The sequence below is a fragment of the Pedobacter aquatilis genome (assembly GCF_030409415.1).
GTDB classification, from domain to species: domain Bacteria; phylum Bacteroidota; class Bacteroidia; order Sphingobacteriales; family Sphingobacteriaceae; genus Pedobacter; species Pedobacter aquatilis.
Map to the genome: position 1 here is coordinate 82,639 of NZ_JAUFPW010000008.1, position 23,827 is coordinate 106,465.

The 23,827-nt window shown below is 34.1% G+C and carries 23 protein-coding genes; 10 read left to right on the forward strand and 13 right to left on the reverse strand.

Annotated elements, in window-relative coordinates:
- Window positions 1–61: 61 nt before the first annotated feature.
- On the forward strand, window positions 62–1,627 hold the full coding sequence (gene dnaB / locus QWY86_RS01485; protein WP_290237921.1) for a replicative DNA helicase: 1,566 nt from the start codon (window positions 62–64) through the stop codon (window positions 1,625–1,627).
- A 60-nt stretch (window positions 1,628–1,687) separates the two neighbouring features.
- Here the strand turns inward: dnaB and QWY86_RS01490 are convergent, their stop codons facing one another.
- From QWY86_RS01490 to QWY86_RS01500, 3 genes are read right to left on the reverse strand one after another with little or no spacing between them, the layout of a single operon-like run.
- Window positions 1,688–1,951, reverse strand: coding sequence for a hypothetical protein (locus tag QWY86_RS01490; protein WP_290237923.1), 264 nt, complete (start codon window positions 1,949–1,951; stop codon window positions 1,688–1,690).
- Between the two features lie 15 nt (window positions 1,952–1,966).
- Window positions 1,967–3,184, reverse strand: coding sequence for a chromate efflux transporter (gene chrA, locus QWY86_RS01495; protein ID WP_290237925.1), 1,218 nt, complete (start codon window positions 3,182–3,184; stop codon window positions 1,967–1,969).
- A 20-nt stretch (window positions 3,185–3,204) separates the two neighbouring features.
- Window positions 3,205–3,540 (reverse strand): tetratricopeptide repeat protein, encoded by a 336-nt coding sequence (locus tag QWY86_RS01500; protein WP_290237927.1) that lies wholly within the window; start codon window positions 3,538–3,540, stop codon window positions 3,205–3,207.
- Between the two features lie 135 nt (window positions 3,541–3,675).
- Between QWY86_RS01500 and QWY86_RS01505 the strand changes: the two genes are divergently transcribed.
- The 5 genes from QWY86_RS01505 to QWY86_RS01525 all read left to right on the forward strand — a co-directional run bounded on the left by QWY86_RS01505 (window position 3,676) and on the right by QWY86_RS01525 (window position 8,807).
- Entirely contained in the window at window positions 3,676–4,413 is a 738-nt protein-coding gene (locus QWY86_RS01505) for an electron transfer flavoprotein subunit beta/FixA family protein (RefSeq protein ID WP_290237929.1), read from the forward strand.
- Between the two features lie 68 nt (window positions 4,414–4,481).
- Window positions 4,482–5,450 (forward strand): electron transfer flavoprotein subunit alpha/FixB family protein, encoded by a 969-nt coding sequence (locus QWY86_RS01510; protein ID WP_290237931.1) that lies wholly within the window; start codon window positions 4,482–4,484, stop codon window positions 5,448–5,450.
- Between the two features lie 70 nt (window positions 5,451–5,520).
- Window positions 5,521–6,135 (forward strand): bifunctional nuclease family protein, encoded by a 615-nt coding sequence (locus QWY86_RS01515; RefSeq protein WP_290237933.1) that lies wholly within the window; start codon window positions 5,521–5,523, stop codon window positions 6,133–6,135.
- Between the two features lie 143 nt (window positions 6,136–6,278).
- Complete coding sequence (locus tag QWY86_RS01520) at window positions 6,279–7,664, forward strand: nucleoside permease (protein ID WP_290238191.1); 1,386 nt, start codon at window positions 6,279–6,281, stop codon at window positions 7,662–7,664.
- Between the two features lie 18 nt (window positions 7,665–7,682).
- Window positions 7,683–8,807, forward strand: a complete 1,125-nt coding sequence (locus tag QWY86_RS01525) for a DUF3667 domain-containing protein (RefSeq protein WP_290237934.1) — start codon at window positions 7,683–7,685, stop codon at window positions 8,805–8,807.
- A gap of 79 nt (window positions 8,808–8,886) precedes the next feature.
- On the opposite strand, the gene QWY86_RS01530 is transcribed toward QWY86_RS01525, so the two are convergent.
- The 8 genes from QWY86_RS01530 to QWY86_RS01565 all read right to left on the reverse strand — a co-directional run bounded on the left by QWY86_RS01530 (window position 8,887) and on the right by QWY86_RS01565 (window position 15,583).
- Window positions 8,887–10,176, reverse strand: coding sequence for a citrate synthase (locus tag QWY86_RS01530; RefSeq protein ID WP_290237936.1), 1,290 nt, complete (start codon window positions 10,174–10,176; stop codon window positions 8,887–8,889).
- Window positions 10,177–10,308: 132 nt separating this feature from the next.
- A complete protein-coding gene (locus QWY86_RS01535; protein ID WP_290237938.1) occupies window positions 10,309–10,839 on the reverse strand; it encodes a DUF3347 domain-containing protein in 531 nt (176 codons plus the stop codon).
- Window positions 10,840–10,936: 97 nt separating this feature from the next.
- Window positions 10,937–11,479, reverse strand: coding sequence for a hypothetical protein (locus tag QWY86_RS01540; protein ID WP_290237940.1), 543 nt, complete (start codon window positions 11,477–11,479; stop codon window positions 10,937–10,939).
- Window positions 11,480–11,627: 148 nt separating this feature from the next.
- Complete coding sequence (locus tag QWY86_RS01545; RefSeq protein ID WP_290237942.1) at window positions 11,628–12,149, reverse strand: outer membrane beta-barrel protein; 522 nt, start codon at window positions 12,147–12,149, stop codon at window positions 11,628–11,630.
- 120 nt (window positions 12,150–12,269) lie between these two features.
- On the reverse strand, window positions 12,270–13,199 hold the full coding sequence (miaA, locus tag QWY86_RS01550) for a tRNA (adenosine(37)-N6)-dimethylallyltransferase MiaA (protein ID WP_290237944.1): 930 nt from the start codon (window positions 13,197–13,199) through the stop codon (window positions 12,270–12,272).
- Between the two features lies 1 nt (window position 13,200).
- Window positions 13,201–14,004 (reverse strand): hypothetical protein, encoded by an 804-nt coding sequence (locus QWY86_RS01555; protein ID WP_290237946.1) that lies wholly within the window; start codon window positions 14,002–14,004, stop codon window positions 13,201–13,203.
- Between the two features lie 74 nt (window positions 14,005–14,078).
- Window positions 14,079–14,441: a hypothetical protein gene (locus QWY86_RS01560; RefSeq protein ID WP_290237948.1), complete on the reverse strand. Its 363-nt coding sequence runs from the start codon at window positions 14,439–14,441 to the stop codon at window positions 14,079–14,081.
- Window positions 14,442–14,494: 53 nt separating this feature from the next.
- Complete coding sequence (locus QWY86_RS01565; protein ID WP_290237950.1) at window positions 14,495–15,583, reverse strand: MBL fold metallo-hydrolase; 1,089 nt, start codon at window positions 15,581–15,583, stop codon at window positions 14,495–14,497.
- A 262-nt stretch (window positions 15,584–15,845) separates the two neighbouring features.
- Here QWY86_RS01565 and QWY86_RS01570 point away from each other — a divergent pair, with 262 nt between their 5' ends.
- Window positions 15,846–16,856, forward strand: coding sequence for a LacI family DNA-binding transcriptional regulator (locus tag QWY86_RS01570; RefSeq protein ID WP_290237952.1), 1,011 nt, complete (start codon window positions 15,846–15,848; stop codon window positions 16,854–16,856).
- Between the two features lie 5 nt (window positions 16,857–16,861).
- Here QWY86_RS01570 and QWY86_RS01575 read toward each other — a convergent pair whose 3' ends face one another.
- Complete coding sequence (locus tag QWY86_RS01575; RefSeq protein WP_290237953.1) at window positions 16,862–17,809, reverse strand: helix-turn-helix transcriptional regulator; 948 nt, start codon at window positions 17,807–17,809, stop codon at window positions 16,862–16,864.
- Window positions 17,810–17,957: 148 nt separating this feature from the next.
- Between QWY86_RS01575 and QWY86_RS01580 the strand changes: the two genes are divergently transcribed.
- Complete coding sequence (locus QWY86_RS01580; protein WP_290237956.1) at window positions 17,958–20,027, forward strand: TonB-dependent receptor plug domain-containing protein; 2,070 nt, start codon at window positions 17,958–17,960, stop codon at window positions 20,025–20,027.
- A 15-nt stretch (window positions 20,028–20,042) separates the two neighbouring features.
- Entirely contained in the window at window positions 20,043–21,110 is a 1,068-nt protein-coding gene (locus tag QWY86_RS01585) for an HmuY family protein (RefSeq protein ID WP_290237958.1), read from the forward strand.
- A gap of 179 nt (window positions 21,111–21,289) precedes the next feature.
- On the opposite strand, the gene QWY86_RS01590 is transcribed toward QWY86_RS01585, so the two are convergent.
- On the reverse strand, window positions 21,290–22,534 hold the full coding sequence (locus QWY86_RS01590) for an ABC transporter permease (RefSeq protein ID WP_290237960.1): 1,245 nt from the start codon (window positions 22,532–22,534) through the stop codon (window positions 21,290–21,292).
- 206 nt (window positions 22,535–22,740) lie between these two features.
- On the opposite strand from QWY86_RS01590, the gene queA reads away from it, so the two are divergent.
- A complete protein-coding gene (gene queA, locus QWY86_RS01595) occupies window positions 22,741–23,790 on the forward strand; it encodes a tRNA preQ1(34) S-adenosylmethionine ribosyltransferase-isomerase QueA (RefSeq protein ID WP_290237961.1) in 1,050 nt (349 codons plus the stop codon).
- Window positions 23,791–23,827: the final 37 nt, after the last annotated feature.

A 23,827-nucleotide genomic window follows, 5' to 3' on the forward strand; every position in this document is an offset into this window, starting at 1 on the left:
TGTTAGCAACTCCTAATAACTTATTAAATCAATCGCTTAAACTTTTAACTACTTTTGTTGTATGAGTATGGATAACGAACAAGGCGGAAAGAATAGTATATCAGCAAGAAAGGCACGTTTAAACACATCAGTGAGCAATGCAGGTAAACTTCCGCCACAGGCATTAGATTTAGAAGAAGCCGTTTTAGGTGCCCTAATGCTTGAAAAAGATGCGTTATCGGCTGTTATTGATATTTTAAAACCAGAGGTTTTTTATCACGACGCACACCAAAAGATTTTTGCGGCAATTCACATGCTTTTCGAGAAATCGAAGCCAGTTGATATCTTGACTGTAACCTCAGAATTACGTCAGATGGGGACTTTGGAAATGGTTGGCGGCGCATATTACATCACTAACTTAACCAACCGTGTAGCCTCTGCTGCCAATATAGAATTCCATGCCAGAATTATTTCACAGAAATACATTCAACGTGAGTTGATTAGAATTTCTACAGATATTATTACAAATGCTTACGAAGATACAACTGATATTTTCGATTTATTAGACCATGCAGAGAAAGGCTTGTTCGATATCGCCCAAAACAATTTACGTAGAGATACGCAGAAAATGGACGATATTATTAAGCAATCTTTGGCTACCCTTGAGGAATTAAGAACCAAAACTGATGGTTTAACTGGTGTTCCAACGGGTTTTACCGGTTTAGATAGAATTACAGGTGGTTGGCAAAAACAAGATTTAGTAATTATTGCGGCTCGTCCGGCGATGGGAAAAACGGCATTCGTATTAACCTGTGCCAGAAACGCAACCGTAGATTTTGCAAAGCCAACTGTGGTTTTCTCCTTAGAGATGTCTTCGGTTCAGTTAGTGAATCGTTTAATTTCTGGAGAGGCCGAAATTGAGCAGGAAAAAATTAGAAAAGGAAATTTACAGGAATGGGAATGGCAACAATTACACAGCAAAATTGGCCGCTTAACAGAAGCTCCACTCCTGATTGATGATACACCTGCGTTAAATATTTTTGAGTTTAGGGCAAAGTGTCGTAGATTAAAATCGCAATACGATATTCAGCTGGTTATCGTCGATTATTTGCAGCTAATGCATGGTAAAGGTGAAGGTGGAAAAGGTGGCGGTAACCGTGAGCAGGAAATTGGCAGTATTTCCAGGGCTTTAAAATCTGTTGCCAAAGAATTAGACGTTCCGGTTTTGGCACTTTCTCAGTTAAGTCGTGCGGTAGAAAGTCGCCCGGGTTTACAAGGTAAAAGACCAATGTTATCCGATTTACGTGAATCTGGTTCAATTGAGCAGGATGCAGATATGGTTTTATTCTTATATCGCCCTGAATATTACGGTATTACTGAAGATGAGCAAGGTCGTTCTCAAGCTGGGATTGGTGAGGTAATTATTGCTAAACACCGTAACGGTGAAACCGGAATTGTGCCACTAAAATTCGTTGGTAAATTTGTTAAGTTTACAGATTTGGAAGAAGATTTTACTGCTCCAAATTCATTCTCAAATGATAGTCCTTCGGCCGGAATGTATCCATCACAAGATTTTGAAAAGCAAAGCAATGTTATCATTCGCCCATCAAAAATGGATGATTATAGTGATGACGACCCTCCGTTTTAATCTAAGTTTCTAATAACCATACCGTCATTGCGAGGCAAGAAGCAATCTCTTTTATCAATTTTAGCTTTTAGTACGATTTTGAGCATTATTAATTATTTGAAAACGAGCGCATAGAAGTTCTTCGCTTAAACCTGCCCTGCTGTACATTTTAGTCCCGATGAAAAATCGGGAGCTGCCATTTCCATCAGGTTTATTAACAATGCTACTGCACCAAAACCGGTCTGAGTTTCCTAAACCTGACAGACGCGGATACCGGCCAAGTGCGTAAAGACTGAAGGCGTATGAGCAAATGGCAGGACGAACATTTAATTGTAACGATGCCACTGCTTTTCAAAAAAATTAAAAAAGATAACCTACTAAAATTCCGGCTAAAACAATTAATGGTGTACTAATTTTAGTGAAATTAAGAACTAAAAATGTGATAATCATTATTGCTATAAAAAGCCAGTTAAAACCCATTGGAACTAATAAAAGAATAAAAGCAGCAAAGATAAAACCAACGCTTACCGCATTAATTCCGGATAAGCTATGCCTAATTCTGGATATTTTTTTTAAATCATCCCAAAATGGAACAATAAATAAAACCAAAATTAAACCTGGTAAATTTATTCCAATTACACCAATTACACCACCCAGGATTTGCCCGCCAATGCCATAACCAAAATTTTTCATACTTAATGAACCCAAATAGCTCGTAAAGGAAAATGTTGGTCCAGGCAGCGCTTGTTGCAGAGCAAAGCCCGATAAAAAGCCAGGAGCTTGTATGTAATGTTTCATTTCAACAAATTCTGTAAACATTAATGGCACTAAAACTTGTCCGCCCCCAAATACTAAAATTCCGTTACGATAAAAGTTTTCTAGCAAACGGATGGGTAAGCTGAATGGCGATGTTCTATTTATAATGGCACCTATTAAAGCAAATAAAAGTAAGGCGCCAAGAAAATAAATTAGCTTGCGTGGGTTAATATTTGAGAATAGTTTAACCCGAAGTTCTGTTTCTTCGTGAGGTGTTTCAATTGCCGAAGAAATAATACCTCCAATTAAAATGGCCAGCGGAAAAACGTATGCATTTTTTAAGACTAAAGTTGCTACAACAGCGGCAAGAGATAAGAAGATAGAAACCTGACTGGTAAGAACTTTTTTACCCAACTTAAATGCTCCGTAAGCAACAATTCCTAACGCGATTGGCTGTATATATTCTAAAACATCAGCAAACTTACGCTGCTGATCCAGCATTGCATAACTTATTGCAGCAAATGTCATTATTGCTGCTGTTGGTAAAATCCAGATTAAGAAAGTAATAATCGCAAGTTTAATTTTTCCAACTTTCCAGGCAATACCAACGAGTGTTTGTGTTGATGCCGGACCAGGTAAAACTTGTGCCAATGCATTTAATTCTAGCAATTCTTCTTCGGTAATGAACTTTGTATTGTGAACAAAATACTTTAAAAGTAAGGCTAAATGAGCCGATGCACCGCCAAAGGAGGTAAATGTAAAAAAGATAACACTGCGTAAAAAAAGCAGTTGTCTCCTTGCCGATATTGGCGTCCTTTCCATTTAAAAATTAAAGTCTTAAATTAATCGTCTTCATAATCTAATCCAACTGCAGAATTATAAGCACCCTGCAATTCGGAAAAAGCATGCATATCTCTTTTACTACGAGCTACAACCATTCCTTTTTGATAAATTTCGATGGCTTTATCTTTTTGATTGTCTTTCTCTAACAACTTGCCTAAATGATAATATGTACCAACATAATCTGGATGTTTTTCGGTTAATTCTTGGTAAAAAGAATAGGCTTTTTCCTTATCATTTTGATTGTTATACTCTGTAGCTAAGGCATATAGAATAAACGGGTCGTTGGGTTCATTTTCTAAAAACTCTAATAACTTTGCTAAACGGCTTGATGACATTTTATTTCCTTGCTTTTTTAATTAAATTTGCAGAAAGACCTAATATATAAATCTAAATAATTATGGGTTTTCAAATGGATAAATGTTTTAATCTACTATGAAAATTACATAATACTTAAACCCAATTTAATACATATGAAAATATTAGTTTGTATCAGTAATGTGCCCGACACAACGACAAAAATAACTTTTACTAATGATAATACCGAATTCAATACGGCGGGTGTACAATATATCGTTAATCCTTATGATGAAATCGCCTTAGCAAGAGCAATTGAGTTAACTGAAGGCGGAAAAGGAACCACTACCGTAATTAATGTTGGTGAAGCTGCTACCGACCCAACCATTAGAAAAGCTTTAGCGATTGGTGCTGATGATGCGGTTCGTGTAAATGCTGCACCTCGTGATGCTTATTTTGTTGCTAAACAAATTGCAGAATACGCAAAAGATAAAGATTTCGATATTATTTTAACCGGACGTGAATCTATCGATTACAATGGTAATCAGGTGGCAGCCATGGTTGGTGAGTTTTTGGATATTCCATCAATCTCTATCATAAAAAAATTAGATGCCGATGGAACGAGTGCAACTATTGAACGTGAGATTGAAGGTGGTAAGGAAGTTTTAACGGTTTCAGGTAAATTTGTTGCAAGTTGTGCCGAAGGTGTTGCAGAACCCAAAATCCCTAATATGCGTGGCATTATGAGCGCAAGAACAAAACCATTAAATGTTGTTGAAGCGGTTTCTATTGAAGAAGTAACGAAAGTTGCTAAGTATGAAACGCCTGCTCCTCGTGGTGCTGTTAAATTAATTCCGGCAGAGCAAACCGCTGAGTTGATTAACTTGTTACATAGCGAAGCGAAAGTAATTTAAGTCGCAAAACCACAATCAAATCAAATAATTAGTTAAACAATCCTATTAAGGATTTCAGAAATAAATATATGTCAGTATTAGTATATGTAGAACAAGCTGAAGGGAAATTTAAAAAATCAGTTTTCGAAGCCGTTTCTTATGCGAAAGCAATTGCCAACCAACAATCAACTAATTTAACAGCAATTTCTATTGGTGATGTTGCAGAAAGTGAATTAAAAGAATTAGGTAAGTACGGTGCAGAAAAGGTTTTAAATGTGAGTGCAGAACAATTAAAAACCTTTGTAAACCAAGCTTATGCAAGCGTGATTGCCAATGCAGCGGAAAAAGAGGGTGCAGATATTGTTGTGCTTTCCAACTCGTTTTCTGGTAAAGGTTTAGCACCTCGTCTTGCCGTAAAACTAAAAGCAGGTTTAGCTGATGGCGCTGTTGAATTGCCAAGTACTGACGGGAAATTTTCAGTTAAAAAAACTGCGTTTTCTGGCAAAGCCTTCGCAATTACCGAGTTAACGTCTGCAAATAAAGTTATTGCTTTAAATCCTAATGCATTTGGTGTTAAAGAAAATGCAACTGATGCTGCTATTGAAAACTTTACTGCTGATGTTAAACAATCAGATTTAGGTACAGTTATAAAAGATATTGTTAGAGCAACAGATAAAGTTTCATTACCTGATGCTGAATTGGTAGTTTCTGCGGGCAGAGGTTTGAAAGGACCCGAAAACTGGGGAATGATTGAAGAGTTAGCCGGATTATTAGGTGCTGCTACCGCTTGTTCTAAGCCAGTTTCTGATGCAGATTGGAGACCACATTCAGAACACGTTGGGCAAACCGGCATTGCAATTAGCCCAAACTTATATATCGCAATTGGCATTTCTGGCGCTATTCAGCACTTGGCTGGAGTAAGTTCATCTAAAGTAATTGTGGTAATTAATAAAGATCCAGAAGCACCTTTCTTTAAAGTTGCTGATTATGGTATTGTTGGCGATGCTTTTGAAGTTGTTCCAAAATTAATTGAAGCTTTAAAAGCGCATAAAGCATAATCTTGTCATCCTGAGCTTGTTGAGAAAAGCGTTAAAATTTTTCGACAAGTTTAACATGGCATCAGCAAATATGAAGAAAGTAAAATTAGATATTGTAGGGTTATCTTACAGCCAGACCCAATCTGGCGCTTACGCTTTAGTTCTTGGCGAAGTAAATGGCAGAAGACGTTTACCAATTATTATTGGCGCTTTTGAAGCACAGGCAATTGCTATCGAAATAGAGAAAATGACACCAAGCAGGCCGTTAACACATGATTTATTTAAATCGATGGCTGAAACGTTTCATATAAATGTTCAGGAAATTATAATTTACAATTTGGTTGATGGTGTTTTCTATGCTAAACTAATTTGCAGCGATGGCAAAAACACACATGAGATTGATGCAAGAACATCTGATGCAATTGCATTAGCTGTACGGTTTAACGCAATGATTTACACCTACGAGTTCATTCTTGCATCTGCAGGTATTGTTATAGAAGGCAATGATTTTCTGTTTTTGGAAAATATGGATAGCATTGCAAAAGAACCTGACGCAGATTCAATCCCAACATCAACTAGCCAGCAAGGTTATGCAGATTTAACTATTGATGAACTGCAACAAAAACTACAAGAAGCAATTGCAGATGAAGCTTATGAAAAAGCAGCTCGTTTACGTGACGAATTAAATAAACGAGGAACTTCTTAAGATTTTTATAAAATAATCATATAAGTAATCGTGAAAATTGAAATGAACCCAAATTGTTTGAAATAATTTGGGTTCATTTTTAAATTATATTTTAAAATAGTTCTATATTCAGCCTTTACTTTCAAAATCAAACTAACTATATGATGAATGTTAAGTTTCGCTTAACTATAATGAGTTTCATGCAATTCTTTGTATGGGCTGCCTGGTTAATTACAATTGCAAATTATTGGTTTGGAACCAAACAATGGGACGGTGCAGATTTTGGAATTATATTCTCCACAATGGGAATCGCTTCTCTATTTATGCCAACCATAACAGGCATACTAGCTGACAAGTGGATTAATGCAGAAAAGCTTTATGCAATTTTACATATTCTATATGCTGCAACAATGTTTTACCTGCCTCAGGTAGAAAATCCGCACAGTTTTTTTTGGGTGATACTAGTAGCAATGTGCTTCTATATGCCAACTATTGCGCTCAGCAATTCCATAAGTTACACAACATTAAAAAACAGCGACTACGACGTTGTGAAAAGCTTCCCTCCAATTCGTGTTTGGGGAACGGTAGGTTTTATTGCAGCCATGTGGATTACAAACTTAACAGGTAATAAAGCAAGTGCAAATCAGTTTTATATTGCAGGCATAAGTGCCTTAGCTTTAGGTATTTATTCTTTTACCTTACCTGCTTGCAAACCATCGAATTTGATTAGTGAAAAAACTTCATTCATACAAAAACTTGGATTAGAATCTTTTAAACTTTTTGCCGACTATAAAATGGCATTGTTTTTTATATTCTCTATGTTTTTGGGTGCAGCACTACAATTAACCAATGCATATGGCGATGTTTTTTTAGATGAATTTAAACTGTTTCCAGTTTTTGCAGATTCATTTGTGATTAAGTATTCAACAATAATTTTATCCATATCGCAGATTTCTGAAACCCTATTTATTTTGGCTATCCCTTTCTTTTTGAAAAAATTTGGAATAAAATGGGTTATTGTAATTGCCATGTTTGCATGGGTATTACGATTTGGATTATTCGCCTATGGTGATCCTTCATCAAATTTATGGATGATAATTGTTTCGTGCATTGTTTATGGAATGGCTTTCGATTTCTTTAATATTTCAGGTTCATTATTTGTAGAAACTTCAACAACGCCTAAAACTCGTTCATCAGCTCAGGGCTTATTTATGATGATGACAAATGGATTCGGAGCTGTATTTGGCAGTTTATTGTCTGGTTTGATGATAAATAAATATTTCACAACCTATTATACAACAATTGATTCTTTATCAAAATATGTTAAAAGCGATGCAGATAATGCACATTTATTAAAATTCCTGCAAGACAAGGGAATTAGTGTATTAGAAAATGGAAATTTAAGCAGAGCTTTAGATGTTAAAGATTGGCATAATATATGGCTTACTTTTACTATCTATGTATTAGTAATAGCAGTAGTTTTTGTTATAATTTTTAAACACAAACACACCAAGGCAGAAGAAAAAGCCATAGAAGCCATCACTCATTAACATCTCACGAAATCCCTTATGTCAGCTGGTAAATACAGAAAAGAGCATAACTGTCTAAATTGCGGTTCGCATGTAGAAACCCATTATTGCAGCAATTGTGGTCAGCCTAATTTAGAATTAAAAGAAAGTTTTTGGGGCTTTATTAGCCATAGTATTGCTCATTATTTCCATTTTGATAATAAGTTTTTTCAAACGCTTGTTCCACTCTTAACTAAACCTGGGCAAGTAACGCTTGATTACCTTGCAGGAAAAAGAGCTAGGTATATCAATCCGGTAAGTATGTATATTTTCGTGTCGATTGTTTACTTTTTGGTGGCTTATTCTCCGGAACATAAGCGTAAAAGTAATGAACATGAAGGTAAAGCACCCTCAAATTTAGAAACCAAAAAAGTAATAGATAGCGCTGATAAAAAATTAACAGAAATTGGTTTAAAAAAAACAAGTCCTGCCCTTTTCAATCATGCTAAAAAACAAATTTTAGAGGATCTTGATAGGGAAGTATTTAAGAAACTAAGTTTAAGAGAACAAAAGGCTGCACTAGCCGAGCTCAGAAAACAAAATAAAGCTAACGAAACAGACTCTTTAAGCGACATTATTAAAGAATATAATGCGATTCACATTAAACGGAACGATAGTACTTATCAAGCCTACCTATCGCGTCAGCAAACTTTGCCAATTACTCAAAGAGATAATTTTTTTGAGCGGATGATGAAAAAGCGTTCGATTACTTTAGGTGAAAAATCTGAATTAATTCAAGAAACTTTAGAACATAACAGACCGAAGCAATATTTTTTATTAATGCCTTTGTTGGCGTTATTTATCATGTGGAATTTTAGAAGAAACCATATTTACTATCTTGACCATTTGATTTTTACAATACATGGAATGACAGCCTATTTTATTGTTTCAATTTTCACAAGGCCTTTCATGAAATATGTTTTTGGTGAGGATTCTATAATTTCGGATATAATTGGACTCGTAATCATCGCTTGGATATGTTGGTATATGTTTAACGCATTGAAAATATTCTATCAGCGTAAAAAAGTTATTTTCAAAATGATGATGATTTTTATCCTCTATGCCATTGCCCTGAAATTAACAGAAATGGTGATGTTGAACTTAATTTACTACGTGGCAACCTAGTAACTGAGAAAGGAATATAAATAAAGAAAGCCCATTGATTGTGAATCAATGGGCTTTCTTATTGAAGAATACATTATTACTATTTTCTATCTTTAATGCTAACAAAAGCTCTATCAGTTTCACCAACGTAAATTTGACGAGGACGGCCAATTGGCTCTTTGTTTTCATGCATTTCTTTCCATTGTGCAATCCATCCTGGTAAGCGACCTAAAGCAAATAGTACAGTAAACATTTCCGAAGGGAAACCTAAAGCACGATAGATAATACCTGAGTAAAAATCTACGTTTGGATATAATTTTCTATCGATGAAGTATTGATCAGTTAAAGCTGCTTCTTCTAATTTTTTAGCAATTTCCAAAATCGGATCATCAATACCCAAGTTTTCTAAAATATCATCACAAGCTTTTTTAATGATTTTTGCACGTGGATCAAAGTTTTTATAAACTCTGTGTCCAAAACCCATCATACGGAAAGGATCGTTTTTGTCTTTAGCTTTAGCAATCCATTTTTCAGTATCACCACCATCAGCTTTAATTAACTCAAGCATATCAATTACCGCTTGATTTGCACCACCATGTAACGGCCCCCATAGTGCGGCAATACCAGCAGCAACAGAAGCGTACAAGTTACAATCAGATGAACCAACAATACGAACTGTAGAAGCTGAACAATTTTGCTCGTGATCTGCATGTAAAATCAAAAGTTTATTCATTGCGCTAACCACAATTGGGTTCACATCGTAATCCTCAGTACGTTGACCAAAAGTCATCCAAAGGAAATTAGTCACATAATCGTATTTATTTTTAGGATAAATAAGTGGATGACCTAACGATTTTTTATAGATAAAAGAAACAATTGTAGGCAATTTAGCCAATAACTTAATAATGGTTAAATCTTGCTCCTCAGCGGTTTGATTTGGCTTTAAACATTCTGGATAAAATGTTGATAATGAAAAAATTAATGAACCTAATTGACCCATTGGATGAGATTTTGAAGGATAACCATCAAAAAACTTCTTCATATCTTCATGAATCAAAGTATGATTGCTAATTTGTGCCTGAAAACCATCAAGTTGCTCTTGATTTGGCAATTCACCATACACAATTAAATAAGAAACCTCTAAGAAACTAGATTTTTCAGCAAGTTCTTCAATTGAGTAACCTCTGTATTTTAAGATACCTTTTTCACCATCTAAAAAAGTTATTTTACTTTTTGTAGAGCCGGTGTTTTTAAAACCAGTATCTAAAGTTACAAAACCAGTTGAATCCCTCAGCTTAGAAATATCAATAGCTTTTTCGTCTTCTGTTCCTGTAATTACCGGTAATTCAATTGTCTTACCATCAACTTTAATCTCTGCAATATCTGACATATTATCGTGTTGTGTTTATAGCTTTCTAAATTATATAAAATTAATATACATGCATAGCAAATCTGTTAAATTAATATGAAATATTAGTCAAGATGACGTAACAATCATGCTTATAAAAACAGTTCTACCGCATTAAATCCCTTTGATTTCCTCTGTTACTCTTCCGCATTCCAGCATTTCATCACCGTAATAAGGATTCTTAATTTCCTTCTCGGTAGATAACCAATCGCCACCATCGCCCTTGTTCGCCATTGGGCAATGCTGAACATATATTTTACCCGATTTAATAGAAGATGATTTTATAAAGGCAATAAGATCCATGCTAAGCGCTGTAAAATCCTTACGCTGAAACTCGATATTATTTGTACCAGCAATTTTTTCAGCAATGCTAGCCGTAGTTTCGCAACCTTCGTAATTGGCCAGGCTTTTTTGTAATTGAGATGCCGAATTTTGTGCTTCAGTAGCATTTGATTTCACCAGCGCATCTTTTAATTGAACGTAATTAGCAAATATTTTCCCTTTTTTAACGTCATCAATAATTACTGCACTATTTTTATTTGATGCAATTGCCGATGAAGAATCCTTTTTGTCATCCGATTTTTTCTCTGCTTGATTGCAGGCCATTATAACTGTTAATATTGCTATTCCGAATATTTTTTTCATTGTATTTGGTTTTCGGCTCAAAATAGCAATTAAAATATTAAAATAATAAAAAAAGCCCCCGAAAATTTCGAAGGCTCTAATTATTATGATGCTCTTATTATAATTTAAAGTTATATCCTATTCTCAAAGCATACTGTCCAGTCTTCATAAAATACAAATCAGAATCACTGTTGTTAACGTATCCTTCATACTTTACACCAACCTCTAAGCCGTTGTTCCATTCGTAACCTAATCCACCAGTATAAATAAAGTTCATATTTGCACCATCTTTTAATGCCAAACCAGTTCCGGCACCACCAGTTAGGAACATTCTATCAACAACAAATGCTTTAACTCCACCCATTAAAGGAATAAATTCAAAGTTTAATGGACTACCTTTCCATTTCAGTTTAGTATAACCTGCTGATGCCGTTACTGCCACATCTTTTGTTAAGTCGTATTGCAATTTTAAATCAGCTCCGTAACCATAATCCATTTCTGATTTATCCGGAAATAAGCCTCCCTGTATTCCTACTCCAACTTTAAATGCCATACCATTATTAGTAGTCATAGTTGTTGTAGATGTTTGGGCCATTAAGCTTCCTGTCGTCATTATTGCTATTGCTGTTGCCGTTGCAAAAATTTTGGTAATTGTTTTCATGCTAAGATTTTTTTAAGTTAATAATTAAGGTTTAGAAATACTTACGTAAACCAACATGAAACAGATTTATATATTATTATTTTTATTGAAATTTCTGAAATAAAAAAAAGCCCCTGAATTTCAGAGGCTCTTAATTTTTTAATTTTTATTATAGAGAAAAACCGTAAGCTAAACGCAAGCCAAAGAAACCAGTACTTGTACTGTTTTGAGCTAAACCTTCATATTTAACACCTAAATCTAAGCCATTACTCCAAGAGTAACCAATAGCTGGAGAGTAAACAAATGACGTACCACTTCCGCTTTTAGTTCCAAAACCAGCACCCAATTCAGCTAAACCATAAACACCAGATCCAGAATCGTTAAAGAAATATTTAGCACCTACTTTAACAGGAATGTAACCATAACTTGGAACATCAAAACCTGTATTACCAATTTCTTTACCTTTAAGATGTGTATAACCTGCAGTAACAGGAATTGATAGTTGTTTATCTACATTAAATTGATAGCGTAAATCTGCACCTAATGCAACACTATACGCATCACTTGTTGGAATACCAGCTGTAATTCCTATACCTAAATTTCTTGGTGCTGTTTGTGCATTAACATTAGTAGAGAATAATAACGCTACAGCAGCTGCTGATGTAGCGAAGATTTTAGTAATTGTTTTCATTTAAGATATTTATTTTTGAGTTAATCAAATTATATATCATCACATTTACAAACCCTGTGCCAAAGCCTCTTTTTTAACCTAAATTGATAGTGAAAAAGGTCATTTTCAGTTCAAAAATGCCTATTTTTTATTAATTGAAACCATTTTTAGAATCTGCTGTTTTAATTTGCTGGTTTCTAATTTTGCATCCAACCAATTGATAGAAATGCCATCCTTTTCCATTTTTCTAAAAAAGGTATTTTGCCGCTTTGCAAATTGGCAAATTGCTACACCAAGTTTTAATTGCAACTCATCAAATGTTAATTCACCCGCCAAATACATTACAATAAACTTATATTCCAAACCGTAAAAAATTAGGGTTTCCATACTTATACCATCTTTAATTAATTGCTCTACTTCCTCAATCATTCCATTCTTTAGGCGATGGTCCAACCGTTTAAGAATATTCGATCGTGTTATATCAACTTCACTCTTAAGACCAAAAACCAATGGATTAAATTTTGGAAAATCCTTTTTTTCGAGTGTATTATGATTTAAATACTCACCAATTTCTATGGCCCTAATCAATCTTTTTTTTGATGATTTATCAACGTGGCTGACATACTCATCATTGCACGTTCCGAGTTTGATTACCAATTCATCTTTTGATAATAAGTCAAGTTCGTCTCTTAAAGTTTGATTAACGGGAACTGCTGTGTAAGGTTGGCTCTGTAAAATTGAATGAATATACATGCCTGTACCGCCACAAAGAATTGGTAACTTTCCTAAGGATGATATTTTTTCGAATGCCTCAAAGAAATCATTCTTAAAAGCATCCACATGGTATCTTTCTCCTGGTTCCAAAATATCTATTAAATGATAAGGAATAACTTTATTGTTAATGGAATATTCAGCTAAATCTTTACCGGTTCCAATATTCATTCTCTTAAATATCTGGCGACTATCGGCACTGATGATTTCTCCACTTAATGCTTCTGCAACCTGAACAGCCAATTTGGTTTTGCCAGAAGCAGTTGCCCCCAAAATAATTAATAGCGGTTTTTCTTCCATGCTAAAACGTCAAAATAAACTTAATGCTTCCGGTATTAAAAACTTTTCTGTTCGAGGTTAAATCTGAAGTTCTGATTAATGAACGGTTAAAGTTTTCATCGATTTCAAAAATTTGCGGTTGAGTTTTAGAAATCTGCTCGAAACCTAATTTAAGATAAGCAGCTCCGGCAGACCAATCTCTATCTGCATAACTCATCACATCATCTGGTTTAATATTTTTTCGGACATAAGCTATTAGCTTCGATAATCCTCCACTAATGGAAAAACCAGCTTTTACAGCGAATCGTATCAACTCAATAGATTTATAATTTTCTGAGTGATTCATTTTTCTTAGTGCTGAAAATGTAGCTACTGCAACCAGTTCATCATTAAAAAAAAGTCCAAACTTATAACGGCTGCTAACAGTGCCTTGAAGGTGATTTGCATTTAGAAATGAATCTGCTTCTGGCTTGGTTATTTTAAAAACCTCAGTTTTTCTGCCATGTACCCTGATATTCTTTCCTGCTAATGATTTTATACGTTCTATAATTTGGTTTGGTTTGCTGCAGAAAACATCTTCCCAAAGATGTATCAAACTTAAATTTTTATTATAGAATTTTTGTTGGAGAATAATAAATTCTTCAGGAGTATAGCTTGTATTGATATTTATGAGATTAAGAACAAGATGGCATTCTTTTATGAAGATTAAATTCAAATCATTTTCACAATCAAAGTCGTAACCAAAACCATTTGAACTCAACCTTTCAATTAAATCTCCTATCCATTCGGGGCTATTTTTTTCAAAAATTTTTGGATGGATATTCAATTAACTGATGTTAAATTTGTTGTCAATGTTTGCTTTTCGGCAACAAATTTAGTTTTTCTATTTATATTGAGCGATTATACCCATCCCTTTTCTTTAAAATGGATATTAATAATTTCAATTAATGTTTCAATTTCTTTAAGCTTTTCGTTATCTAATTTGCTTATTGCCAAACCGTACTTCTCACCATCAAATTGAATTAAATTTTGGTTAGATGGTTCAAATTCCAGAACATTAACCTGTATTTCAACTTCTGTCCCATTAATATAGACTCCAGCGAAAAAACGCTCGGTAATTTTTTCACCATTTACCTCAATATTTTTCTCACTATATAAATCGTAACCTGTTTCAGAGTTTTCGTGAACAGTATATCCTAAGCTGGCATAGGGTTGTAAGCCGGCACGTATGGTTTGAAAAATTTCTACAAGGTCAGTTTTCATAATTCCGTTTTTTTGAATTAAACAATGTGAACCAACTATTGTTTAAATTTTATCTACAACCACCACTTTTCGTTTTCAAAAGTATTTCCTACAACAACCGTCTCACCTAATTTAGGCGCTATAATTGGAAATTGCTTATCGGTAGCAGCTTTTATTACTCTTTGAATTGGCTCATTCCACGGATGCATGGCCAAACTAAATTTACCCCAATGCACTGGCATTAAAACCTTTGCCTTTAAATCTATAGCAGCATCAACAGTTTGTTCTGGAAACATATGAATGTAAGGCCAAAGTTCGTTGTACTGACCGCATTCCAAAAGCGCAACATCAAAAGGACCAAATTCTGCTCCAATAGCTTTAAAATGAGTATCGTAACCTGAATCGCCACCTAAAAAAAGTTTTGAAGAAGTAGATTGAAGCACAAATGCCGACCAAAGTGTTTGGTTACGCTTAAATCTTCTCCCAGTAAAATGTCTTGCAGGCACAGCTGTAAAAGTCAATTTGCCAAATAAACTAATAGATTGATTCCAGCATAATTCACTAATTTTTTCTGTTGAAATGCCCCATCTTTCTAAATGAGCACCAACACCAATCGAAGTAACAATATTTTGTGCGTTTGGCGCAATCTTTAAAATACTCTGATAATCAAGATGATCATAATGGTCGTGTGTTATTAAAAGAACATCAATATTTTTAAAATCCTCTGCCTTAACAAAATCGGTTCCATTAAAAGCTTTGCTTCCAATAAAAGAAAATGGCGATGGAGTTTTACTAAAAATCGGATCTACAAGTATACGTAAGCTTTCTATTTTTATAAGATATGATGAATGTCCGAACCAAATAATTTCTGGAGCTGCACCTCGCTGAATATCATTAAGCGCAGGTTTTAGAAAAGTTAAAGCCTTTGAAGGTATTTTATTCGGCTGTTTTTGAAAAAGAAATTTGCGAAACACCTTAAAGAAACTAACACCTTCAGGCTGCATTAAAGTAACCGACAAATTCTGCAATGCGCCATCTTTATAGTTTGATAAATGATGGATTGTATTAAGCCTATCACCTTTAGGCAAACGACCAAAAACTGGTAAATTGATTATAATACAATAGATTATTATTAGGAATATTAGAATATAAACAGTTATCATAAAAAATAGTAATGCACAAAAGTATATTAATTTAAAATTAAAATAGCAGATAATAAAACCAGTACGTTCGAATAGAACTTATGGTAAATTGATTTACGTGGTGTTGAATAATCGAAAAATAGAATACAAATTAAATAACTGTTATATAAACGTTAAAATAAAATCAAGTTTCTTATTACAATTGCTTTTTAAAACTACAATTTCGACTAATAAATTTTGTAATATTACATCGTAAAGATATTTCATGTAGTTTTCAACCGAAATGCAGTCGAAACCAACAACCATAAAGGAAATTGCCAAAATTTTAAATCTTTCACCGTCAAGTGTATCAAGAGGTTTACATGATCATCCAAGTATTGGTGCAGTTACCCGAGAAAAAATTAAGGAGCTTGCCAAATCTTTAAATTACGAACCCAACAATGCTGCGATTCTGTTTCAAAAAGGTAAAACTTATACAATTGGTGTTATTTTACCAGAACTTGCCGAGCATTTTTTTTCTACCGCCATTTCTGCTATTGAGGATGAAGCATTAAAGAGAAATTATACAGTAATATTTGCACAATCTCATGATGATTTCGATAAAGAAATGAAGCTTGTTGATAAAATGAAAAATCAACGGGTTGATGGTTTGCTAGTTTCAATTACAAAGGACACTTCATCATTTGAACATTTCGAAAAACTTAAAGCATTTAACATTCCGGTTGTATTTTTTGATAGAATTCCGCCAGTTAAAAATGTTCATTATGTTGCTTGTACTTTAGAAAACGCAACTACAAAAGCAGTTAATTATTTATTAAAAAAAGGACACAGAACCATTGGGATGATTAATGGACCATCAACATTATTTGCCAGCGGCGAACGTAAAGATGGTTACATGCAAGCTATTAATTTCAACCGCCTTAAATTTGACCCAACATTAGTTACAAATTGCGATCTGACTGAAGGTGGTACAATAGAAGCCGCAGAACAGCTTATTAATCATAAAAGAAACCCCTCTGCAATTGTAGCCTTCAATGATTACATTGCCTTATTCTTGATTAAATATCTGAAAAAAAAGAACCTGGCTGATAAAATTGATATCGTAAGCTATGCCAATTTACCATTGATGGATTACCTCGATTATTCTCCAATCGCATCTGTTGAACAATATCCATACCTGCAAGGGCAAAAAGCTGCAAATATATTGCTCGATTTAATTAGCAATCCAAACGCCGAAAATCAGGCATTTTACAATACACTTGTAGAATCTGATTTGGTGGTTAATGAAAAATAATTCGTTCAAGCTTTTGTGTTTTTTAATCTATTAAGATTTCCGGGTAAAACATTGTATTTCTTTTTGAAAGCTACTGTAAAGTGTTGTGCATTTTTATAGCCAACTAAAAAAGCAACCTCATTTACACTTTTCTGCTCATTAGATAATAAATAAAACGCATGTTTCATCCGTATATCGTATAAGTAACCAAAAACTGTATTGCCAGTAATTTCTTTAAATCCCTTCTTCAACTTATAATCGTTAATCCCGACTTTTCGAGACAGTTCAATTAATGAATATGGAGTTTGAATATTTGATTCTACATGTTGTCTTGCCATTAAAATTTTATCAATATCATCCTGCTTCATTAAAAATGTTTGCTTCTGCTCTGCTTTAGTGATGAAGAGAATCAGCAAATCGTAAATTTTAGCTTCCAGATATATCTTCTTTATCTTCTGACTGATTTTCTTGTTAAATAAATCGCTCAATATCAAATTTACTTCCGGATATAAATTCAATGAAGAAAAATCGGCTAAACTGTGAGAAGAATCTGTTCCTGTTAATTTATAATAAAGTTCCTTAAAAAACTGTAAACAAATAAATTCCGTAGTTTCATCAAATCTTAATACAAAGTGATTAAAATTACTCTGAACAACAGAATATTTATCTTTGCGCAAGGATGAAAATATATTACTGCCTTGGCTTGAATATTTCAACACTCCCTCCAAACAAAAAATAAAAACAATATTGTCGTTATTAACATCAAAAATAAATTCGCATTTATCGTGTGTATAAACCTTATTGTAAGAGATTTGAATCCCTTCTAAACAAATTTCTTCCCTACCGTAATCGTAACTATCTGAAATGAGATGATGCTCTTCTTCTTTAATATTAGCTTCAACAATTATGTTGACTGAGGCATCGCTCTCGTAAATAACTTTTTTATTATCAATATTTAACAATCTTGAATTCATTCAATTCTACCTAAAACTCTATCTATTAAAATATTATTTAGAATAATTCTTAATAATCCGCTTCGCGTTATAAATTATCCGTATCGCGTTAACTAATTCGGTTGATTAAGCACAAATTTGCATAATTATTTATAATTAGTCTAAATTAATGAAAATATATTTATCAGCCCTTTTAAATGTAATCGCATGTTCTGCTTATGGTCAATCTGTTAAGCAAGACACATCAGCCACAAAAAATCTGAAAGAGGTTGTTATTACAGGACAATATGGACCACAAACACTAAAAAACTCCGTTTACAATGTTAGAACCATTAGTGCTGAAAGAATTAGATTGAGAGCAGCAACGAACATTCAACAAGTTTTAAATACAGAATTAGGTTTTAGATTTACGAATGACTTGACTTTGGGAACTACAGATGTTTCTTTAATGGGCATGACCGGAAGAAATGTTAAAATATTATTGGATGGTATTCCAATGGTAGATAGATCTGATGCCAGAGAAAGCTTAGGCCAAATTGATATTAACACCGTAGAACGAATTGAAATTGTTGAAGGACCAATGTCTGTGATTTATGGCACAGATGCTTTAGCCGGCGTTATAAATATCATTACAAAAAATGCAGGTAAATCGCTATTGAGTATTAATGCTCGCATTCAGGAAGAAACTGCAGGCAAAGAATACGAAGGTTTTAGCGGTAAGGGTTTACACAACCAGAATTTAAGTGTTAGCTGGCAGAAAAAAGGTTGGAGTGCAATAGTTGGTGCTTCTCATAATGATTTCGGTGGATGGAATATGGCACCAAAAACTGCTTTTTTAGAAGAATTTAACGCTCGGAAAAATCAATGGAAACCAAAAGAACAATGGCTTGGTAATACAAAAATCGGTTACCGAAATGAAAATTTTAATATTTGGTATCGCCTGGATGGCTTGAAAGAAGATATTGATGCTCGTTTTGGTATAAATCCGAACACATACATTGGTAAGCTCGCCACATATACTACAAAACGTTATACGCAACAATTACAATCTGAATGGAAAATCAATTCAGATTTTCAAATTACAGCTGTCGCCGGTTATACCGATTTACAGCGTGCTACTCGAACCGTAAATCATAATTTCACCAACAATACTGAAATTTTAACAACAGATGCTGGTGAACAAGATACGGCAAAGTTTAATGCAACAATTTTCAGAGCAACTGCAATTTATAAACTGAACGATAAAATCTCATTCCAACCAGGTTTTGAGTACAATAGAGATGCAGCTTCTGGACAAAGAATTAGTGGCAGTCCGGTAATCAACGATTATGCTTTATTTATGTCTTCTGAAATAAAACCTACCGAAGGAATAGCATTTAGACCAGGTTTAAGATTTATTAAAAACTCTATTTATGATGCGCCACCAGTTATTCCATCTTTAAATACAAAATTCAGTTTAAGTAAAACCTTGGATTTACGTTTAGGCTTTGCCAGAGGTTTCAGGTCGCCAGCGTTGAGGGAATTATATTACGACTTTGTTGATGCAAGTCATAAAATTTACGGCAACCCAAATCTAAAAGCAGAAGAATCAAACAGTTTTAATGGTTCATTAGCTTGGTCGGGTATTATGACAAGTGAAATACAGTTTCGCTCTACCCTAGCCGGATTTTTCAATAAGTTCAAAAATAAAATAGATTTTGGCACAGCTCCAACGGATAATTCAATTACAACTTTATTGAACATCAGTAATTTTAAAACAACTGGGGCAACCTTAGACAATACTTTTATATATAAAGATTTGCAGGCAAACGTTGGCGTATCATACATCGGCTCATTTCATAAGTATTCAGAGTATTCAACATTTACAGATAAGAAAATTGTATGGTCGCCTGAAGTAACCGCTAACATTACTTACACCATCAATAAAATTAACGGAAGCATTAGCTTATTCTATAAATATACTGGTGATAAGTTAGGCTTTCAAACCGACCCAACAAATGTTGCTGCTTATGTACCAACAAAAATTTCAGCTTTCAGCTTTGCTGATTTAATGCTTAGTAAGAATTTTTATAAACGCTTTACATTAAATGCAGGCGTAAAAAATATTTTCAACGTAACCCAATTAAACAATACATCAACGGCTTCTGGCGGTGCACATAGCAGTGGCGGAGAATCCATTCCATTAAGTTATGGCCGCTCTTATGTTTTGGGGTTAACATTTAACTGGAACAAAAACTAATTCAAATAAAAAACGATGAACAAACTTAACTCGATTATTGCGATTGCCCTTTTGGCGGTAACTTTTACAGCTTGTAAAAAGGATGGTGAAGAACCTGTTATTGTTGCACCACCATCAGACGGTAGCACATTAACATTAAATGGTTTAATTTCTACCGAAGCTGGAAGTTCAGCCGGAAACAGCGTATATGTAGATTTCAGTACAGATAAACAAACTTCAGTTGACAGAGATAGCTGGGATTTAGGCTTCTATTCTGGCTCAGATTTCAAAGTTATTTTGAACTCAACAAATGGTGCATCAGCACTTTTAATTAATAAGACAGATTTAAATACAGTTACAGCTACAGATTTTGACCCTAATGCGCTTAAAGTTGGTCAAGGTGGCGGAAACTTTACGATTATTGATGATGGTAGAGAAACAAACATTTTAAATAAAACAGCAATTGCTACTGTTTCAGCAACCGATGCCGATAATAAAGTTTACATCATCAACAGAAAAGGTGGTTCAAATACTGTTTTAGCAAACGATGAATTGTATAAAATCCGCGTTTTAAGAAAAGGAACTGGTTATACTTTACAATATGCTAAATTAACAGCTACAACTTTTACAAGTTTAGATATCGTTAAAAATGCAGAAAGCAATTTTCAATTTACCTCACTAGTTAGAGGCACTACTGCAACAGCTGAGCCAACTAAAGCAACCTGGGATATCGTTTGGGGTTACAGTATGTATTGGACAGCAGCCGGAACAACTCAATTACCTTACGGTTTCTCTGATTTAGTTTTCATTAACAATATTGGTGGCGTTACAGCAGCTCAGGTTTCTACAACAACCAAAACTTATGCGGCATTTGCAGCAGCTGATGTTACAGGCATTACCTTTTCTTCATCAAGAGATATAATTGGTTCTAACTGGAGAAATACAACCGGAGCTGCAATTGGTGTAAGAACTGATGTTTTCTACGTAGTTAAAGATGGTGCAGGGAATGTTTACAAACTAAAATTCAACAGCTTTATTTCAAATGATGGTGGAACACGTGGTAAACCAGTCATCGAATATAAATTAGTTAAAAAAGGCGCATAAACCTTTTATAAAATTATGTTTTGTTAGTTGGATAATTGGCTCGCCGCGATGGTGGGCCTTATCTTTTTAAATTGAATCTAGTAATAAAAGAAAATCCCAAAGTGCAATACTCTAGGACTTTTTTATAAGTGAATAAAAAGGCAATCAATATCAGTTAATGATGCAATTGAATTTATCTTTTAACTTCTTATCGCCTCTACAGGATCTAATCTTGATGCTGAATAAGCTGGCCAAAAACCTGATATTGTTCCTATTATAACCGAAATACCAATACCTAATGTTATATTATTTAACCCCAGAATAATGTGAAAATCTGTTATAGCACCAATGGCAAGAGCCAATAAGTAAACCAATAATAAGCCCAACAATCCACCTAAAATACATAGTAGAATGGCTTCAAAAATAAATTGAAGCAAAATAAAATATCGCTTTGCACCTAAAGATTTTTGTATGCCGATAATATTGGTTCTTTCTTTAACAGATACAAACATGATATTGGCAATACTAAAACCACCAACTAAAATAGAAAAACCACCAATAACCCAGCCAGCCAGTTTTACAACATCGAACATTTTATCCAATTGGTTAGATAAGATAGTAGTTTTGTTCAAAGCGAAATCATCTTCTTGGTTTGGTCTGAGTCTGTGGATAGAACGCATTACACCGCGTAACTCGCTTTCAACTTCTTCTAAAGATACATTTTCCGAGCCTCTAACTGTAATTTGAGGGTTGTATCTTTCATTCTGAACATCAAGAATTCCTTTTGCAAAATTTATCGGGATGTTTACACTCTTATCAAGAGATGTTCCGAGCATGTCTTCTCCCTCTTTAATAAAAACACCAATAACAGTAACTCTTCTTCCTAAAATTTGTACTTGTTTTCCTATCGGATTATCGCTATCAAATAATCCTTCCGCAATTTCAGCACCAATTAAACAAACGGGTGTGCCATTATTATTTTCATTGTCGGTAAAATACCTTCCGGTCTGTAATTCAAAATTCCATGTCTTATTAAAATCTTGAGAAGCAGCAGAAATTGTAATGCCTTCAACAGAGCCACTTCTGTATTTAATTGTTCTGTTTCCTGTAGAAATTTCAAATGTAATGCCATCAGCATTTTCCATTCTTTGTTTTAATGATTGGAAATCTCTAATAGATGGTTCCGGGCGATTTACATATTTCCACCAAGGATAGTTATCGCCAAAACTCCAAGGCCATTTTTGCACATAAATAGTATTTGAACCTAATTTATCTACACTAGCCTGTAATTTCCCTCTAAAAGTATCAACTCCTGAGAAAACAAAAATGATTACAAAAATTCCAATGGTAATCGCAAGCAGCGATAACATTGTACGTAATTTATTTTGTCGCAAAGCATCGAATGCAAAACGAAAACTTTCACCAATTAGCCTGAAGATTATCATAATTAAGGTTTAGACACAAAGATGTATAAAAGGTTACAGCGATTTTAACTTAAATTACTTTATTTAAAATTCAATCAAAAGTGTCGAAAATCATAATCCATAGTAAAAAAATATTAGCTAAAACATAAATAAGTTAATTGCGTTGCTTAAAATACTGAAAAGAAAAATTAAATTCGTATTTTTGCACCTCAAAAAATTCATCAAGAATGAAATTATCACAATTCAAATTTAACTTACCAGAGTCGTTAGTTGCCCACAATCCTTCAGAAGAACGAGATGAAGCTCGTTTGATGGTTTTGCATAAAGACAGTGGTAAAATTGAACATAAAATATTTAAAGACGTTTTAGGTTATTTCGATGACAAGGACGTAATGATTTTAAATAACACTAAAGTATTCCCTGCTCGTTTATACGGTAATAAGGAAAAAACTGGTGCAACTATCGAGGTTTTCTTGCTAAGAGAATTAAATAAGGAATTGCGTTTATGGGATGTTTTAGTAGATCCTGCTCGTAAAATTCGTGTTGGAAATAAATTATATTTTGGTGATAACGATTTGTTAGTTGCTGAAGTAGTCGATAACACAACATCTCGTGGTCGTACTATTCGCTTCTTGTTTGAAGGTACGGATGAAGAGTTTAGAAGAAACGTTGAAATTTTAGGTGAAACACCCCTGCCTAAATATATTAAACGTAAAGCTACTGCTGAAGATAAAGAGCGTTATCAAACCATTTTCGCTAAACACGAAGGTGCAGTAGCGGCTCCTACAGCTGGGTTGCACTTCAGTCGTGAATTAATGAAGCGCCTTGAACTTAAAGGAATCGAATTTGCTGAGGTAACATTACACGTTGGTTTAGGAACTTTTAGAACTGTTGAAGTTGAAGATTTAACCAAGCACAAAATGGATTCTGAGCAATTTATTATTGAGCAGAAAGATGCCAACTTAGTAAATAAAGCACTTGAAGAAAAAAGAAAAATCTGTGCGGTTGGTACAACTTCAATGCGTGCTATCGAATCTGCAGTTTCTGCTAACAGAACTTTAAAAGCTGCAAACGACTGGACAAGTAAGTTCATCTTTCCTCCGTATGATTTCAGTATTGCAAATTCAATGATTACAAACTTCCACACTCCGGAATCAACTTTATTAATGATGATAAGTGCTTTTGGAGGTTACGAAAATGTAATGAATGCTTACGAGGTTGCCGTTAAGGAAAAATACAAATTCTATAGCTATGGTGATGCCATGCTAATTATCTAGAATAGATTCAAGTATTAAGTATCAAGTATCGACATCA

Excerpts from the sequence above, each read along its gene's own strand:
- dnaB (WP_290237921.1), top strand. The coding sequence starts at position 62 with ATGAGTATGGATAACGAACAAGGCGGAAAGAATAGTATATCAGCAAGA.
- chrA (WP_290237925.1), bottom strand. The coding sequence starts at position 3,184 with ATGGAAAGGACGCCAATATCGGCAAGGAGACAACTGCTTTTTTTACGC.
- QWY86_RS01500 (WP_290237927.1), bottom strand. The coding sequence starts at position 3,540 with ATGTCATCAAGCCGTTTAGCAAAGTTATTAGAGTTTTTAGAAAATGAA.
- QWY86_RS01505 (WP_290237929.1), top strand. The coding sequence starts at position 3,676 with ATGAAAATATTAGTTTGTATCAGTAATGTGCCCGACACAACGACAAAA.
- QWY86_RS01510 (WP_290237931.1), top strand. The coding sequence starts at position 4,482 with ATGTCAGTATTAGTATATGTAGAACAAGCTGAAGGGAAATTTAAAAAA.
- QWY86_RS01515 (WP_290237933.1), top strand. The coding sequence starts at position 5,521 with ATGAAGAAAGTAAAATTAGATATTGTAGGGTTATCTTACAGCCAGACC.
- QWY86_RS01520 (WP_290238191.1), top strand. The coding sequence starts at position 6,279 with ATGAATGTTAAGTTTCGCTTAACTATAATGAGTTTCATGCAATTCTTT.
- QWY86_RS01525 (WP_290237934.1), top strand. The coding sequence starts at position 7,683 with ATGTCAGCTGGTAAATACAGAAAAGAGCATAACTGTCTAAATTGCGGT.
- QWY86_RS01530 (WP_290237936.1), bottom strand. The coding sequence starts at position 10,176 with ATGTCAGATATTGCAGAGATTAAAGTTGATGGTAAGACAATTGAATTA.
- QWY86_RS01535 (WP_290237938.1), bottom strand. The coding sequence starts at position 10,839 with ATGAAAAAAATATTCGGAATAGCAATATTAACAGTTATAATGGCCTGC.
- QWY86_RS01540 (WP_290237940.1), bottom strand. The coding sequence starts at position 11,479 with ATGAAAACAATTACCAAAATTTTTGCAACGGCAACAGCAATAGCAATA.
- QWY86_RS01545 (WP_290237942.1), bottom strand. The coding sequence starts at position 12,149 with ATGAAAACAATTACTAAAATCTTCGCTACATCAGCAGCTGCTGTAGCG.
- miaA (WP_290237944.1), bottom strand. The coding sequence starts at position 13,199 with ATGGAAGAAAAACCGCTATTAATTATTTTGGGGGCAACTGCTTCTGGC.
- QWY86_RS01560 (WP_290237948.1), bottom strand. The coding sequence starts at position 14,441 with ATGAAAACTGACCTTGTAGAAATTTTTCAAACCATACGTGCCGGCTTA.
- QWY86_RS01565 (WP_290237950.1), bottom strand. The coding sequence starts at position 15,583 with ATGATAACTGTTTATATTCTAATATTCCTAATAATAATCTATTGTATT.
- QWY86_RS01570 (WP_290237952.1), top strand. The coding sequence starts at position 15,846 with ATGCAGTCGAAACCAACAACCATAAAGGAAATTGCCAAAATTTTAAAT.
- QWY86_RS01575 (WP_290237953.1), bottom strand. The coding sequence starts at position 17,809 with ATGAATTCAAGATTGTTAAATATTGATAATAAAAAAGTTATTTACGAG.
- QWY86_RS01580 (WP_290237956.1), top strand. The coding sequence starts at position 17,958 with ATGAAAATATATTTATCAGCCCTTTTAAATGTAATCGCATGTTCTGCT.
- QWY86_RS01585 (WP_290237958.1), top strand. The coding sequence starts at position 20,043 with ATGAACAAACTTAACTCGATTATTGCGATTGCCCTTTTGGCGGTAACT.
- QWY86_RS01590 (WP_290237960.1), bottom strand. The coding sequence starts at position 22,534 with ATGATAATCTTCAGGCTAATTGGTGAAAGTTTTCGTTTTGCATTCGAT.
- queA (WP_290237961.1), top strand. The coding sequence starts at position 22,741 with ATGAAATTATCACAATTCAAATTTAACTTACCAGAGTCGTTAGTTGCC.